The following is a 13,578-nucleotide window of genomic DNA, read 5'->3' as shown; positions in this document are numbered from 1 at the left end:
CTGCTCGAGCCGATCGGGAACGTCCCTCCGGCAGAAGCAGAGGCAAACTTCTACGCCGCTCTGGAAACTGAAGACATCGCCGCGTAACTAACCAAAATCAGCCTCCGGCAAACCCGGGGCGGTTCACCTGGGCCAGATCGGGCTGGCGCTTGGCGTGACCGAAGCCACGCCCGAGGCGATCCTCGCCGCCGCGCAGGCGCGGACCACCGCGCAACCGGCCGAGATCACCGCCCTGCAATCCGAACTGGCCGATGTCTCGACCCGGCTGAAGGCGCTGCAGGACACCACCGCCCGCGACCGCGCCACCGCCTTCGTGGATGGGCGATCAGCGAGGGCCGGGTCGGCGTGAAGCCGATGCGCGAGCGCTACATCGCCATGCATATGGCCGATGCCAAGGGCACCGAGGAGCTGATCGGCGCCATGCCCGCGGTCACCGCCGAACTGCCCTCGGGCGAGATCGCGCTGCAGGCCGCCGACAGCGGCGATCTGGTCGCCCGGGCGCGGGCCTATCAGGCGAAGCAGAAGGCCGCCGGGATCGACCTCGGCTGGACCGCCGCCGTCACCGCCGTTTCGGAGGGCAAGCAATGATCCCGACCTTCATCCGGGCCTTCGAGGCCTCGGCCGCCATCGCGGGCCGCCGCATCGTGGCCTTCTCCGATGTCGCCGCCTCGTCGAAGATCGCGCAGGCCGCCACGGCGACCGCCCCCGCCCTCGGAGTATCCGAGGCGATGGGCGCCGAGGCAGGCGGCATGTGTGATGTCGTCCTGGCGGGCATGGCAGCGGTCGATCTGGGCGGCACCGTCACCGCCGGGGCGCCGCTGATGGCGGATGCCGCGGGCAAGGCCATCGCGGCCAGCGCCGCCGCTGCCACCACCCGCCGGGTGGTCGGCTTCGCCATCCAGCCGGGGGTTGCCGGCGACATCATCGACATCTGGCTCGCGCCGAGCCTGCTCGACCGCGCCTGAGAGGAGTAACCCATGGCCCCGAAACGCCCGTTTACCGTCGATCCCGTCCTGACCGCCATCTCGGTCGGCTATCGCAACCCGTCGATCACCTATATCGCCGACGAGGTTCTGCCGCGTCAGACGGTCGGCGGCGAGATCTTCAAATGGACCGAATATCCGCTGGCCGATGCCTTCGCCATTCCTGACGGCCGGGTCGGCCGCAAGGGTCGCGTGCAGCAGCTGGAGTTCACCGGCGAGGAGAAGGAATCCGCCGTCGAGGATTACGGCTTCGACGCGCCCATCGTGCATTCCGATGTCGAGGCTGCCGCCAATGCCCGCGCCCGGGGCCTGTCGGCCATCGACCCGGAAAGCCATGCGGTCGAGATGCTGACCGATGTGCTGCAGAACATCCGCGAGGTGCGGGTGGCGGGGCTGGTCCACAACCTCAACACCTATGCCGCCGACAAGCGGGTCACGCTGTCGGGCAGCTCGCAATGGTCGGATTACGCCAATTCGGACCCGATCACCGCGCTGAAGACCGGGCAGGAATCGACGCTGGTCTATCGCCCGAATACCTGGGTGATGGGGCGGCCGGTCTGGTCGAAGCTGTCCTCGCATCCGATCATCGTCAACGCGATCAAGGGCGGCACCCAGACCTCGGGCCTCGTGAGCCGCGAGCAGTTCATCGAGCTCTTCTCGGGCGAGGGGCTGCAACGGCTGCTGATCGGCGATGCCTGGGTGAATACCGCCAAGCCCGGTCAGGCGCCGTCACTCAGCCGGTGCTGGGGCAAGCATCTGGCCATGCTGCACCTCAACCCCGGCGCTTCGGTCGAGCGCGGCGGCATCACCTTCGGCGCCACCGCCGAATATGGCAGCCGGATCTCGGGCCGGATCGAAGACCCGGATGTCGGGCTGCAGGGTGGCTACCGGGTGCGGACGGGCGAGCGGGTCAAGGAACTCGTGATCGCAAAGGACGTCGGCTACTTCGTCCAGAACGCGGTGCAGTGACATGGCGCCGCGCAAGAACACCCAGGGCTCCAATGACAGCCTCAGCGGCGGCACGCCCGACCGGGCCGGGGAGCGCACAGGGGCCGCAAGCCAGATGACCGGCGCGCAGCCCGACGGCAACGGCGATGCAGGGGATGTCGGAGCTGGTGCCGTCGAATATTCCGCCAGCCCCGCGAAAGAGGCTGAGCGGGCGGCGCGGATGCAGGCCATCGCCTCCATCGGCCCCAATCCCGCCCCGATCCTGCCCAAGGGCCCGGCGCCCGAATTCCTGTCCGAGCGCCGGATCGCCACGGTGGCCAGCGCCATCGAGCATGACGGCTACCGCTTCGCCCCCGGCGATCCGATCCCGCTGACCCTGACCGAGTTCACCGGGCTGAAGGGCACTGGCGCGCTGGCCGGGGCCAGCTGGGACGATCTCGAAACCCTCTAAGACGATCCGGCGGCCTGCGCGCCGCCGGGGCCGATCCCCTGCCGGAAAGCCCTGTATCCGATGACCTATGCCACGCTCGAGAACCTGACCGAACGCTATGGCGCCGACATGCTGCTCGGCATCACCGACCGCGCGACGCCCCCGGCCGGGGCGATCGATACCGGGGTGGTGGCGCGGGCGCTGGCCAATGCCGATGCCACGATCAACGGCCGCCTCGGCACCCGCTTCGTGGTGCCGCTGGCCGGGACGCCGCCGGAGATCCGCGAGATCGCCGAGGCCATCGCGATCTGGAAACTGCATGTCTACAAGCCCGACGAGAAGATCGAAGCCGATTACAAGGAGGCGATGAAGACGCTCGAGGGCATGGCCGCCGGGTCTGTCGTGCTGCATGCCACCACGCTTGCCCCGGTGGAAACCGGCGGCACCGGCGCGCGGCTCACCGACCGCGACCGCCCGCTGACCGCAGAGAACCTGCGGGGCTACATCTGATGATCGGGGCGATCTCCGCTCGGCTGTCGGATACGGTCCCGGCCCTGACCGGCCGGGTCGCGGGGGCGGTCGATTTTGGCAGGCTGATCGAGGCGGGCAAGCTGCCCGCGAAGACGCCTGCCGCCTTCGTGCTGCCTGCGGGCATTCAGGGCGGCCATGTCGCGGCCGCCGCCGGGGCCTATGTGCAGGATACCGACGAGATCCTGACGGTGATGCTGGCGCTGCGGGTGCATGACGCGGCGGGCCAGCGCGGCGGCGATCCGCTGAAGGCGCTGATCGATGCGGTGCTGGGCGCGCTGTGCGGCTGGTGCCCGGCCGGTCCCGCCACCGGGGTTCTGCGGCTCGTCCGGGGCAGCCTGATGAGCATGAATGCGGGGCTGATCCTCTACCAGATCGACCTCGCCCTTTCCAACCAGCTGAGGATATCGCGATGACCGCGCCCCATCCGCTGCCCGCCGAGGGCGGCAGCTACATCCGCAATGCCGATGGCAGCCTGACCCCGCTCGACGAGGCCGCTCCCCAAAAACCGCCTGCGGCAAAGCCCGCAAAACCCGCCGTAAAGGAGGAATAAATGCCGCTTTACTGGGACGAGAAAACCCTCCTCCTCAAGACCGAGACCAGCTACGGGGTCGATGCCACGCCCACCGGCGCGGCGAATGCGCTCCTTGCCACCGATGTGCGGCTCATGCCGATGGAGGGGCAGGATGTGGACCGGGCGCTGGAGATGCCGTGGATGGGCGCCTCGGGCACGATCCCGAGTGGCTTGCATGCGAAGCTTTCCTTCAAGGTCGAGCTGAAGGGGTCGGGCACGGCGGGCAGCGCCCCGGCCTTCGGGCCGGTCCTGAAGGCGCTTGGCTTTGCCGAGGTGATCGCCGCCGGGGCTTCGGTGACCTACAGCCGGGTGTCGAAGAACCATTCCTCGGCCACGATCTGCCTCAATATCGCGGGCACGCTTTACAAGATCCTCGGCGCGCGCGGCACCGGCACGCTGCGGGTCGATGCCCAGGGCATCGTCTATCTGGAGGCGGAGCTGACCGGGCTCTTCGTGCAGCCGTCGTCGCAGGCGCTGCCCACGGTCACGCTCGGCACCCAGCTCAGCCAGTTCCCGCAGGTCGCGACCTCGGCCAATACGCCCACGTTCACGGTGGATGCGACCGCGCTGGTGCTGCGCTCGCTGGCGCTGAACCTTGGCAATAGCGTCTCGACCCGGTTCCTGATCGGCTCGGAAAGCGTGATCATCGAGAAGATCTCCGAGATGATCGACTTCACCGTCGAGGCGGTGCCGCTGGCCACGCTGAACCCCTATGCGCTGGCGGCGGCGGGCGGTCTGGTGCCGCTGAGCCTCGTGCATGGCACCGGCGCCGGGAAGATCTGCACCCTGACGGTGCCGCGCCTGCAGCTGCAGCGCCCCTCCGGGCTCGAACAGCAGAACCGCATCGTCGAATGGCCGCTGCGCGGCGTGCCGCTGCCGGACAGCGGCAATGACCAGCTGACCCTCGCATTCACCTGAAGGAGCCTTCCCTTGTTCAAGCTGCTGCAAAAGCCCGAGTTCTCGCACACCGTCAAACTCTCGGTGCCTGTCGATGGCGGGCATGACACCCAGACCTTCACCGCGCGGTTCCGGGCGCTGCCGGTCAGCGAGGTCACGGCCCATGACACGATGACGGCCGAGGGGACCGCGACCTATCTGCGCGAGATCCTGACCGGCTGGGAGGGCGTGGTCGATGATGCGGGCGAGGAGATCGCCTTCAATGATGCGACCCGCGACCGGATGATCGATCTGCCCTTCGTGCGGGTGGCGCTGCTGGAGACCTACAACGCGGCGATGCTGGGCGCGAAGCGGGGAAACTGAGCGAGGCGGGGCGGGTCTGGGCCGGGGGCGGTTTCTCCGGCGCGGACCGCCGCGCGGCCGAAGCCGATGCGGCCTTCTTCGGCCTGGCCCTTGAGGAGGCTGACCGGAGCTTCGGGCTCTGGGCCGAGAACCTTCCCGCGCTCGAGGCCTTCTTCGCGGTCAGCAACCAGTGGCGGGTCTCGCCGGTCTTCGGCGGGCCGCCCCTCTGGCTCGGTCTCGATTACGCCGCCTGCCGCGCCGCCTGGGACAGCGCCGGGATCGTGATCACCCCCGAACTCTGGGCCGGGTTCCAGACCGTCGAGGCCGCCGCAAAAGACGCATTGAACAGCAGGTAAAACATGACCGCCGATGGCAAGATCAATCTCGACATGCTGATCCGCGTGGTGGCCGATCAGGCCCGGCGCGAGATGGCGGATCTGACGCAGGCGACGCGGGGCGTGGCGGTCGGGGCGCGGGATCTGGCCTCGGCAGGCGGCGCCACCGCGCCGGTACTGGATGGCCTTGCCGCCGGGGCGCGCCATGCCCAGACCGGGCTGGTCGGCATGACCACCGCGCTTGCCGCGCAGGAAACCGCGATGCAGCGGGCGATTGCCGCCTGGTCGGGGCTGTCGCGGGCCACGGAGGACAGCACGGCCTCGGGACTGCGGCACGGGCTGATGCTCGACGAGATCCGGGCGCGCTACAATCCGCTCTTCGCGGCCTCGCGGCAGTATGAGATGGCGCTGCGCGATATTGCCGAGGCGGAACGGCTGGGAGCGATCTCGGCGCGCGAGGCGGGGGCTGCGCGGGCGGCAGCCGCGCAGGGCATGCTGGCCCCGGTGCAACAGCCCGGTCCGCGCGGCGGTGCGCCATCGAGTGCCTATACCGCGAATATCGGGGCGCAGGGCTTCGACATCGGCGTGACGGCGGCGATGGGGATGAACCCGCTGATGATCGGCCTGCAGCAGGGCTCGCAGCTCGCGGGCATCGCGCAGCAGATGGGCGGCGGCGAGAAGGCGGCACGGGGGCTGTTGCAGGGCCTGACGGCAATCGCCAGCCCGCTGAACCTTGCCATCATCGGCTTCACCACACTGGCGGCGGTCGGCATTCAGGGCTTCAGTGCTCTCGCGGTCTCCAGCAAATCCCTCGAAGAGCGGATGGCCGAGCTGACGACGGCATTTGACCGTTACAAGCGGTCGGCCGATCTCGCGGGTTCCAGCGCTGAAGATCTGTCGCGGCAATTCGGGGTCGGCGCCACGGCGGCGCAGGAACTCTATGCCATCCTCTCGGGTCTGGACCGTCTCAGCGTCGATCAGAAGCTGAAGGCGACCAGCAGTGCCGTGCGGGACATGCTGGGCCTGATGAAGGAGAACAACCGTCGCGGCGGCAATGAGGGCCGGATCGCGGAGTTCTTTGATCTGGGCGGCTCGGGCTGGGGCAATGCCCGGCCCTATGCGGCATCGCTTGGCGCCTTTGACGACGCCGTGCGCGGATTTGAGAAGGCGGAAGGGATCGATGCCCAGATTGCCGCAATGCAGACCCTGCTGCAGGCGGTGGATCACCTCGCCCGGCTGAAGGACGGCATATCCAAGGATGAGCAGGCGCTGATCGACCAGCTGAAGCAGCAGGCCGATACCCTGCTTGGCATTCAGGCGATCGAGACCGCGCGGGCCGAGGCGAAGAAGCGGCAGGTGGACCAGATGGTCACCGGCTACCGACAGGAGGCCGACCTGCTGGCGGTGACCGCGCGGTTCGGGTCGGACAGTATCGAGGTGGAGCGGCTGAAGGCGGCGCAGGCGCGCGAGAACCTCGATCTGCGCCTGAAGGGCATCGGCGTCGAGAAGGGCAGCGCCGACTGGCTGCGCGCCCGGATCAGCCTCTCGCTGCAACTGGCGGCGCAGGAACAGGCGGCGCTCGAGGCCCGCCGGGAGTGGATGGCGGATCAGCAGGACCGGCTGGCGGCGATCACCCGCGAGACCGGGCTGATCGGGGCCAGCAATGCCGAACGGCTGCGGACCAATGCGCTGGCCGAGGCCGAGGTCGAGATCCGCAAGCGCAAGATGGGCCTTCTCGAGGCCGAGGCGCACCGGATGCGCGCGCTGGCCCGGGCGGCGGCCGAGGCCGAACGCGACCGCCAGCGCGCGCTGAACGATATTGCCACCACCGGGCTGATGGACGGCTATGACGCCCGGCTCGCGGCCGAGCGCAATCCGCAGATGCGGGCGCAGATCGAGGCCGAGAAGGACTATGCGCGCCAGATCGCGGCGGGCGCCGATGCCACGGTGGCGGCGGCCTCGGCCGAACAGGTGCGCACCCGGGCGCTGGCGGGGCTGCGTCAGGAACAGCTGGACGTCCTGCGCGGTCAGCAGGAGGCGGTGCAGCAACTGCATCTGGAACTGGCGCTGGCCGGTCAGACCGAGGCCGTGCGGGCACGGGTGCTGGCGCTGGTGCAGGCGGAACGCGAGATCCGGCAGCAGGGCTTTGTGGGCGAGGAAGCGGAGGCGATCCGCCGCAACGCTCTGGCGCGGGCCGAGCTGGCCCGGAGCATCGAGACGCAGGCCGATGCCTGGAAGCGGGTTCAGTCGGCGGGCGAGGATGCCATCGACAGCGTGCTGGACAGGCTGCGCGGCGGCGATCCGAAGGGCGCGCTGTCGGAGATGCTGGGCGAGATCGAGGGGATGTTCTTCGACCTCGCGCTGCGCAATCCGCTGAAGAACGCGATCCTCGGCACCGATCTCGGCACCTGGGGCGATGTCGGCGGCTGGTCGGGCATCTTCGGGCGGCTGACCGGCCAGACGGCACCCGATGAACGGGCACTGGTGGCGCAGGCCACGGCGCCGGTGCAGTCCATGTCAGTGACCGCCGCCACGGTGATGATCGGCGGGCCGGGCGTGGCCAACCTGCTCTCGGCCAGTACCGCCGGGGCGGTGGGCGGCTATGACACGGCGGGTGCCGCAGGCCTTGGCGGCAGCGCCAATGTCCAGCAACAGGTCTGGGCCTTCTTCGCGGCCAAGGGCCTCGCGCCGCACCAGATCGCGGGCATCATGGGCAATGTCGCGGCGGAAAGCGGGTTCAATCCGCTGGCGGTGGGGGATGCCGGTCAGGCCTTTGGCCTCTTTCAGCACAATGACCGCAAGGGCAGGCTCTTCGACTTCATCGGCGGGCAAGGCAATCTGGGCAATGTGCAGGCGCAGCTCGAGTTCGCCTGGCAGGAATTGCTGACCTCGGAACGCGGGGCGTTCAGACGGCTGATGGCCTCGGACAGCCTTTACGAGGCCACCCATGCCTTCACCGGCTTCGAGCGGCCGCAGGGCTATGATGCCAACAACCCGACCAGCGCGATGCACTGGGACAAGCGCCTCGCGGCGGCCGAGGCCGCGATGGCGAAGTTCGAAGGCACCACGCTCTCGGCACAGGCGCAGCTTGGCACGCTGGGCGGCGGGTTTGACACGTTCGGGACCATGCTGGCGCAGGCCTTCACCGGCGGCGGTCAGGGCGCAGGCGGCGGCCTCTTTGGCGGCATCCTCGGCCTGATCGGTCAGGGTCTCGGCATTCCCGGCTTTGCGGCGGGCGGCGATCATGGGGGCGGCTGGCGGATCGTCGGCGAGAACGGGCCGGAGCTGGAGGCGACCGGGGCCGCGCGGATCTTCAACGCCAGCCAGACGCAGCAGATCCTGACCTCCGCACCGCCTGCGGGCGGTGGGGGCGCGCAGGCCGTGGCGCCGACCGTGGTGGCGCCGCAGGTCTCCTTCGTGATCAATGACCATTCCGGCCAGAAGATCGAGACCGAAGAGGGCGTGGATGATCAGGGGCGCCCGCAGGTCACCATGACCATCGGCCGCTCGGTCGCCGGGGCGCTGAGCCAGCGCGGCAACCCGCTGCGCCGGGCCATGCAGTCGGAATTCGGCGCCCGCCCGACCCCGAGGGTCCGGTGATGGCGCATCCCGAATGGCCCGCCGAACTTCCGCGCCCCGAGCGCGACAGCTGGCAGACCCAGCTTCAGGACAGCCGTCAGAAACGGCTTGCCGAGGCTGGCCCGCCGGGCTGGGCGCGGCGCTTCAGCAGCGCGGCCCGGCTGGTCACGCTGTCGCTGATCCTGAGCCGGAACCAGAAGGCAATCTTCGACCGCTTCTACGAGCGGGACTGCGCGGGCGGTGTCCGGCTGTTCTGGATGCCCGATCCGACGACCGATGGCTGGGAGATGCTGTCCGCGAGCGGCGAGACGCTGCTCGATGGCGCGGGCAATCGCCTTCTGCTGTCGGCGCGCTGGCTCTGCCGCTTCGGCGATCAGGTGCCGGTCGAATCCATCGTCGGGCAGGTCGAGTTCCGCAAGCGCTTCAATGTGGTGGTGCTGCCATGAGGAGGCTCTCGCTCAATGCCCGGCTGGCACAGGAGGCCGAGGACAGCACCGAGCTTCAGGTGGTGTTGTTTCGGATCGATCACCCCGATCTGCCCGCGCCGATCCGGCTTTCGACCGACAATACCGAACGCCTCGCCTCGGAACCGGATGTGATCTACGGCACCCGCTCCGGCTGGGCCGGGGCCGATCCGGTCTCGGAGCCCTATCTCTGGGTCATCGCCTCGGCGCTGGTGCCTTCCGATCTGGAGGATACGCCCGCCGCCGGTCAGATTGTGCTGGAGGCGCTGGACCGGGAGATGGTGCGCCTCGTGCGCTCCTTCACCTCGCGCGCCACCATCGCCATGGCGGTGGTTCTGGCCGCCTCGCCGGATCTGGTCGAGGCCGAGTTCACCGATATGCAGATCCTCTCGGCCGATATCGATGCCGGGGAGATCAAACTGAGTTTCTCCCGCGACGAGATCGAGAACGAGCCGTTTCCGGCCGGGCGGATGTCGCGCGGCCGTTTCCCGGAGCTGCACCTATGACTTGGTCTGATCGCTTCATCGGCATTCCTCATGGCGATCTCGGCCGGGATCGCGCGGGCTGCGACTGCTGGGGGCTGGCCTGCGTGATCTACCGCGAGGAGCTGGCGATCAGCCTGCCGGATTACCTCGGCTACAGCTCGGCGGCGGAACAGGGCGAGGTCGCGGCGCTGATGGACGGGGCCGAGACCTCGCCGCTCTGGCTGCCGGTCGAAGGCCCGGGCATCGCCTTCGATATCGCGGTGTTCCGGCGCGGGCGGTTGCGCAGCCATGTCGGCATCGTGGTGCGGCACGGGGTGATGATCCATATGGCTGACCGCCGCGCAGCCGTGCTGGAAGCCTATGATAACGGGCGCTGGAAACACCGTTTTACCGGCCATTACAGGCATGTTGATCTGGTCTCGGAGGCCCGGCGATGACGGCCGCGCGGATCCCCGTCACCGCCGCCCGCGCCATCGATCCCGGTTTTGGCCGGGCCGATCTTCAGGTGCCGCCCGGCCTGACCCTCGAGGCGATCGTCGCACTGGCGCTGCCCGGTCTGGCGCCAGAGGAACGCGGGGCGCTGCGCGTCATGCTGGTCAGCCCGAAGGGCAGTGCGGTCATCGACCCGCGCTTCTGGCATGTCGTGCGGCCGCGCGACGGGGTGCATGTCGTCATCCGGCTGGTGCCGGGGGATGATGCGCTGCGCTCGATCCTGTCCATCGTGGTCAGCGTTGCCGCTGTGGCCTTCGGCGGGCCGCTGGCGGGCATGCTGGGCATCACCAGCCAGCTTGGGGTCAGCCTCGTGACGGCCGGTCTGACCGTGGTCGGGCAGTTGCTGGTCAATGCGCTGATCCCGCCGCCGAAGCCGCTGGAACGCGAGAACCGGTATGCCATCGGCGGCTGGCGCAACCAGGTGGTGCCGGATGGCGCGGTGCCGGTGGTGCTGGGGCGGCATCGCTATGCGCCGCCCTTCGCCGCGATGTCCTGGACCGAGATCGTCGGCGACTGGCAATATATCCGCAGCCTGTTCTGCTTCGGCTACGGGCCGCTGGCGCTGTCGGAGTTCCGCATCGGCGAGACCGCGCTGGAAGAGTTCGACGAGGTGGAGACCGAGGTCAGGACGGGCCTGCCGGGGGATGCGCCCTGCAGCCTCTATCCCCGTCAGATCGTCGAGGAGAATGTGGGCGCGGAACTGCTGCGCCCGCTGCCGCGCGATGATCTGGGCGAGGTGATCGAGGGCGAACCGGCGGAAGAGGCGCCGGTGATCCGCACCACCGGCGCCGATGCCTCGGCCGCGAGCGTGATCCTCGCCTTTCCGGGCGGGCTTGTCGCCCATAGCAAGAAGGGCGATGCCAAGGCCCATTCGGTCCGCATCCGCATCCGCCAGCGCCTTGTGACGGCCGAAGTCTGGGAAGATGTGGTCACGCTGGAGATCAGCGCCAAGAAGCTGGAGACCTTCTACCGCCAGCATACCTGGGATCTGCCGAGCCGGGGCCGCTGGCAGGTCGAGGTCACCATGCTGACCGACGAGACCACCGACAACAAGATCCAGCAGCGCTGTTCCTGGGCGGCGCTTCAGACCATCCGGCCCGAATATCCGTTGAACTTTGACAAGCCTCTGGCGCTGGTGGCTGTCAGGATCAAGGCGACCCACCAGCTGAACGGCACGCTCGACAATTTCTCGGCACTGGTGGAGCGGCCCTGCCTCGACTGGGATCATGTCGCGGAGGCCTGGGTGGAACGGGTCACCACCAACCCGGTCGCGCTCTATCGTCATGTCCTGCAAAGCCCGGCCAATCCCCGGCCGGTGGCGGATGCGGGCCTCGATCTGCAACAGCTTCAGGACTGGCACGATTTCTGCCGGGTGAACGGGCTGACCTATTCCCGGCCGCTCGATGCCACCGGCACCACCCTGCGCGATGTGCTGGCCGAGGTGGCGGCGGCCGGGCGGGCCACGCCCCGGCATGACGGGCTGCGCTGGGGCGTCACGGTGGACTGGCCATCGGCGCTGATCGTGGACCATATCACCCCGCGCAACAGCCGGGGCTTCAGGACGCGGCGCAATTATGTGGACCCGCCGCATGCCTTCCGGGTGAAGTTCGCCGATGCCGGGAATGACTTCCGGGAGGCCGAGCGGCTGGTGCGCTGGCCGGGCCATACCGGCGAGATCGAGCTGACCGAACTTCTGGACCTGCCCGGCAAGACCGATGCGGCCGAGGTCTGGCGCGAGGCGCGGCGGCGGCAATATGAGGCGATCTCCCGGCCCGACACCTTCGAGGTGACACAGGACGGCCCCGTCCGGGTCGCCACGCGCGGCGATCATGTCATGCTGTCCTCGGATGTCATCGATCAGGTGCAGCGGGCGGCGCGGGTGCGCCGGGTGACCGGCCAGAGGATCGAACTGGACGAGCTGGTCACCATGGAAGCCGGTCTGGACTACGGTCTGCGCTTCCGGGTCTTTGAGGGGGACGAGGATACGGTCGGTGCCTCGGTCGTCCGCACTGTCAGCACGGTGCCGGGCGAGACGCAGATCCTGACGCTGGAGGGCGGCGGCGATCTGCCCGGGGTCGGCGATCTGGTGATGTTCGGCCGGGCCACGACCGAGGCGCTGCATCTGATCGTCACCGGCGTCGAGGCGGGCACCGGCTTTACCTCGATCCTGCGGATGGTCGAGGCGGCACCCATCATCGACACGCTGCTGGCCGCCGACACGATCCCCGCCTGGTCGAGCCGGGTGGGCGCGGAACTGGACGAGAGCCTGCTGGCCCCGGCCGTGCCCCGGTTCACCCGCATCGCCAGCGGCGCCTCCGGCTCCACTGATGCCAACCGGGTGGATTACCTGATCGCGCCGGGCAGCAGTGCGATCACGACGGCGGGCTACGCAATCGACCACCGCCTGAGCGGCGCGGGCGGCTGGACCACGGTGACGATCCCGGCGGCCAATGGTGGCGGCGCGCTGGAGGTCTATGCGGCGGGCGATGCCATCGAGATGCAGGCCCGCGCCGTCAGCATCTCCGGCGTCGAAAGCGCCAGCACCGCGATTGTCAGCCTGACCATCGGCGCAGGCGATGCGGATATTCCGGCGGCGCTCGATGACGAGGCGGTCAGCGTCACCACGCTGCCGGGCGGGGCGCTGATCCAGCTGGCCACCGGCGCCGATCCCGCGACGGCGGCGGTGCAGGTCTATCGCAGCGACACCGCCACGCTGGACCGCGCCACCGATGCGGTGGGGGCGCCGCAGGCGGTGGCGCCGCTGGCAAGCTTCACCTTCGCGGTGGGCGACACCACCCGGACCAATCTGGTCGCGGGCGGCGGCATGGACAGCCCGGCCGACTGGACCCTTGCCGGGGGCTGGACCATTGCCGCCGGTCTCGCCAGCCATGCCGCCGGGGCGGCCGATGCGCTCTGGCAGGCGGTCGATCTGCGCGCGGGCCGCTGGTATCGGCTGTCCTGCCGGGTGCAGGGCCGCACGGCGGGCATCCTGACGCCTTACTTCACGGTCGGGACCAATGTGGCCGGTGCCAGCATCTCGGCCAACGGCACCCATCTGGACCGCATTCAGGCCGTGACCGGCAACGAGCGGCTGCTGTTCCAGGCGGCCAGCACCTTCGACGGCGCGCTCGACGATGTCGTGCTCTACGCCGAGACCAGCGCCTGCCTCGCGCGCGGCACCCATTACCTCTGGCTGGAGCCGCAGAACGCCGATGGCGTTCCCGGCCCCGTCAGCGGCCCCTTCATCATCACTGTCACCTGAGGACCGACCATTATGGGCGTGAACACTGTCAATCTCGAACAGGCCAATTTCATCGACGAGTTCCTCGGCAACCGCGACGGCTCGACCGTCCGCGTCCCTGCATCCATGGCCAAGATGCAGCTGGCCGCCGAGACCGCCGGGCCGAACTATGAGACCCGCGACGAACTCTATGCCGATCTGGACTGGGCCGAAGGGGTTCTCTCGGCCGTCTGGGGTGACAGCATCGAGGCGCGACGCGGTGTCTATCGCAAGGTCGGGG

At 69.1% G+C, this 13,578-nt stretch carries 16 protein-coding genes and 1 pseudogene; all 17 read left to right on the top strand.

Going from position 1 to position 13,578, the window contains the following annotated elements:
- The first annotated feature begins 154 nt into the window (after positions 1–154).
- The gene (locus D2N39_RS21970; protein WP_119136858.1) at positions 155–349 is read left to right on the top strand and encodes a hypothetical protein; all 195 of its coding nucleotides are present in this window, start codon (positions 155–157) and stop codon (positions 347–349) included.
- A gap of 5 nt (positions 350–354) precedes the next feature.
- Complete coding sequence (locus D2N39_RS21965) at positions 355–588, top strand: hypothetical protein (RefSeq protein WP_119136857.1); 234 nt, start codon at positions 355–357, stop codon at positions 586–588.
- Positions 585–965, top strand: a complete 381-nt coding sequence (locus D2N39_RS21960; RefSeq protein ID WP_119136856.1) for a capsid cement protein — start codon at positions 585–587, stop codon at positions 963–965. The genes D2N39_RS21965 and D2N39_RS21960 overlap by 4 nt, the downstream gene beginning before the upstream one ends.
- Positions 966–977: 12 nt before the next feature.
- Positions 978–1,952, top strand: a complete 975-nt coding sequence (locus D2N39_RS21955; RefSeq protein WP_119136855.1) for a capsid protein — start codon at positions 978–980, stop codon at positions 1,950–1,952.
- 1 nt (position 1,953) lies between these two features.
- Positions 1,954–2,382, top strand: coding sequence for a hypothetical protein (locus D2N39_RS21950; protein ID WP_119136854.1), 429 nt, complete (start codon positions 1,954–1,956; stop codon positions 2,380–2,382).
- Positions 2,383–2,442: 60 nt separating this feature from the next.
- A complete protein-coding gene (locus D2N39_RS21945) occupies positions 2,443–2,871 on the top strand; it encodes a gp436 family protein (RefSeq protein ID WP_108131040.1) in 429 nt (142 codons plus the stop codon).
- Positions 2,871–3,305: a phage tail terminator protein gene (locus tag D2N39_RS21940; RefSeq protein WP_108131041.1), complete on the top strand. Its 435-nt coding sequence runs from the start codon at positions 2,871–2,873 to the stop codon at positions 3,303–3,305. Before D2N39_RS21945 ends, D2N39_RS21940 begins: the two co-directional genes overlap by 1 nt.
- Positions 3,302–3,442 carry a hypothetical protein gene (locus D2N39_RS23025; protein WP_158589908.1) on the top strand — a complete coding sequence of 47 codons (141 nt, stop codon included), beginning with the start codon at positions 3,302–3,304 and terminating at the stop codon, positions 3,440–3,442. The genes D2N39_RS21940 and D2N39_RS23025 overlap by 4 nt, the downstream gene beginning before the upstream one ends.
- Complete coding sequence (locus D2N39_RS21935) at positions 3,443–4,381, top strand: phage tail tube protein (protein WP_119136853.1); 939 nt, start codon at positions 3,443–3,445, stop codon at positions 4,379–4,381. It begins immediately after the preceding gene.
- A gap of 12 nt (positions 4,382–4,393) precedes the next feature.
- Positions 4,394–4,723, top strand: a complete 330-nt coding sequence (locus D2N39_RS21930; RefSeq protein ID WP_119136852.1) for a hypothetical protein — start codon at positions 4,394–4,396, stop codon at positions 4,721–4,723.
- Entirely contained in the window at positions 4,720–5,058 is a 339-nt protein-coding gene (locus tag D2N39_RS21925; RefSeq protein ID WP_325048526.1) for a DUF1799 domain-containing protein, read from the top strand. The genes D2N39_RS21930 and D2N39_RS21925 overlap by 4 nt, the downstream gene beginning before the upstream one ends.
- Before the next feature lie 3 nt (positions 5,059–5,061).
- Positions 5,062–8,637: a phage tail tip lysozyme gene (locus D2N39_RS21920; protein ID WP_119136851.1), complete on the top strand. Its 3,576-nt coding sequence runs from the start codon at positions 5,062–5,064 to the stop codon at positions 8,635–8,637.
- Entirely contained in the window at positions 8,637–9,062 is a 426-nt protein-coding gene (locus tag D2N39_RS21915) for a hypothetical protein (RefSeq protein ID WP_119136850.1), read from the top strand. Before D2N39_RS21920 ends, D2N39_RS21915 begins: the two co-directional genes overlap by 1 nt.
- Positions 9,059–9,586 carry a hypothetical protein gene (locus D2N39_RS21910; protein WP_119136849.1) on the top strand — a complete coding sequence of 176 codons (528 nt, stop codon included), beginning with the start codon at positions 9,059–9,061 and terminating at the stop codon, positions 9,584–9,586. Before D2N39_RS21915 ends, D2N39_RS21910 begins: the two co-directional genes overlap by 4 nt.
- Complete coding sequence (locus tag D2N39_RS21905) at positions 9,583–10,002, top strand: C40 family peptidase (RefSeq protein ID WP_119136848.1); 420 nt, start codon at positions 9,583–9,585, stop codon at positions 10,000–10,002. Before D2N39_RS21910 ends, D2N39_RS21905 begins: the two co-directional genes overlap by 4 nt.
- Positions 9,999–13,319, top strand: coding sequence for a TipJ family phage tail tip protein (gene gpJ, locus D2N39_RS21900; protein ID WP_119136847.1), 3,321 nt, complete (start codon positions 9,999–10,001; stop codon positions 13,317–13,319). Before D2N39_RS21905 ends, gpJ begins: the two co-directional genes overlap by 4 nt.
- A 12-nt stretch (positions 13,320–13,331) precedes the next feature.
- A pseudogene (locus D2N39_RS21895) lies at positions 13,332–13,578 on the top strand (hypothetical protein); the annotation flags it as partial.

This window comes from Gemmobacter lutimaris (genome assembly GCF_003570715.1).
Taxonomy (GTDB): Bacteria; Pseudomonadota; Alphaproteobacteria; order Rhodobacterales; family Rhodobacteraceae; genus Gemmobacter; species Gemmobacter lutimaris.
The sequence above is the reverse complement of the archived record's forward strand: the minus strand, read 5'-3'. Positions and strand labels throughout refer to the sequence as shown.

Excerpts from the sequence above, each read along its gene's own strand:
- D2N39_RS21965 (WP_119136857.1), top strand. The coding sequence starts at position 355 with ATGCGCGAGCGCTACATCGCCATGCATATGGCCGATGCCAAGGGCACC.
- D2N39_RS21960 (WP_119136856.1), top strand. The coding sequence starts at position 585 with ATGATCCCGACCTTCATCCGGGCCTTCGAGGCCTCGGCCGCCATCGCG.
- D2N39_RS21955 (WP_119136855.1), top strand. The coding sequence starts at position 978 with ATGGCCCCGAAACGCCCGTTTACCGTCGATCCCGTCCTGACCGCCATC.
- D2N39_RS21950 (WP_119136854.1), top strand. The coding sequence starts at position 1,954 with ATGGCGCCGCGCAAGAACACCCAGGGCTCCAATGACAGCCTCAGCGGC.
- D2N39_RS21945 (WP_108131040.1), top strand. The coding sequence starts at position 2,443 with ATGACCTATGCCACGCTCGAGAACCTGACCGAACGCTATGGCGCCGAC.
- D2N39_RS21940 (WP_108131041.1), top strand. The coding sequence starts at position 2,871 with ATGATCGGGGCGATCTCCGCTCGGCTGTCGGATACGGTCCCGGCCCTG.
- D2N39_RS23025 (WP_158589908.1), top strand. The coding sequence starts at position 3,302 with ATGACCGCGCCCCATCCGCTGCCCGCCGAGGGCGGCAGCTACATCCGC.
- D2N39_RS21935 (WP_119136853.1), top strand. The coding sequence starts at position 3,443 with ATGCCGCTTTACTGGGACGAGAAAACCCTCCTCCTCAAGACCGAGACC.
- D2N39_RS21920 (WP_119136851.1), top strand. The coding sequence starts at position 5,062 with ATGACCGCCGATGGCAAGATCAATCTCGACATGCTGATCCGCGTGGTG.
- D2N39_RS21915 (WP_119136850.1), top strand. The coding sequence starts at position 8,637 with ATGGCGCATCCCGAATGGCCCGCCGAACTTCCGCGCCCCGAGCGCGAC.
- D2N39_RS21910 (WP_119136849.1), top strand. The coding sequence starts at position 9,059 with ATGAGGAGGCTCTCGCTCAATGCCCGGCTGGCACAGGAGGCCGAGGAC.
- D2N39_RS21905 (WP_119136848.1), top strand. The coding sequence starts at position 9,583 with ATGACTTGGTCTGATCGCTTCATCGGCATTCCTCATGGCGATCTCGGC.
- gpJ (WP_119136847.1), top strand. The coding sequence starts at position 9,999 with ATGACGGCCGCGCGGATCCCCGTCACCGCCGCCCGCGCCATCGATCCC.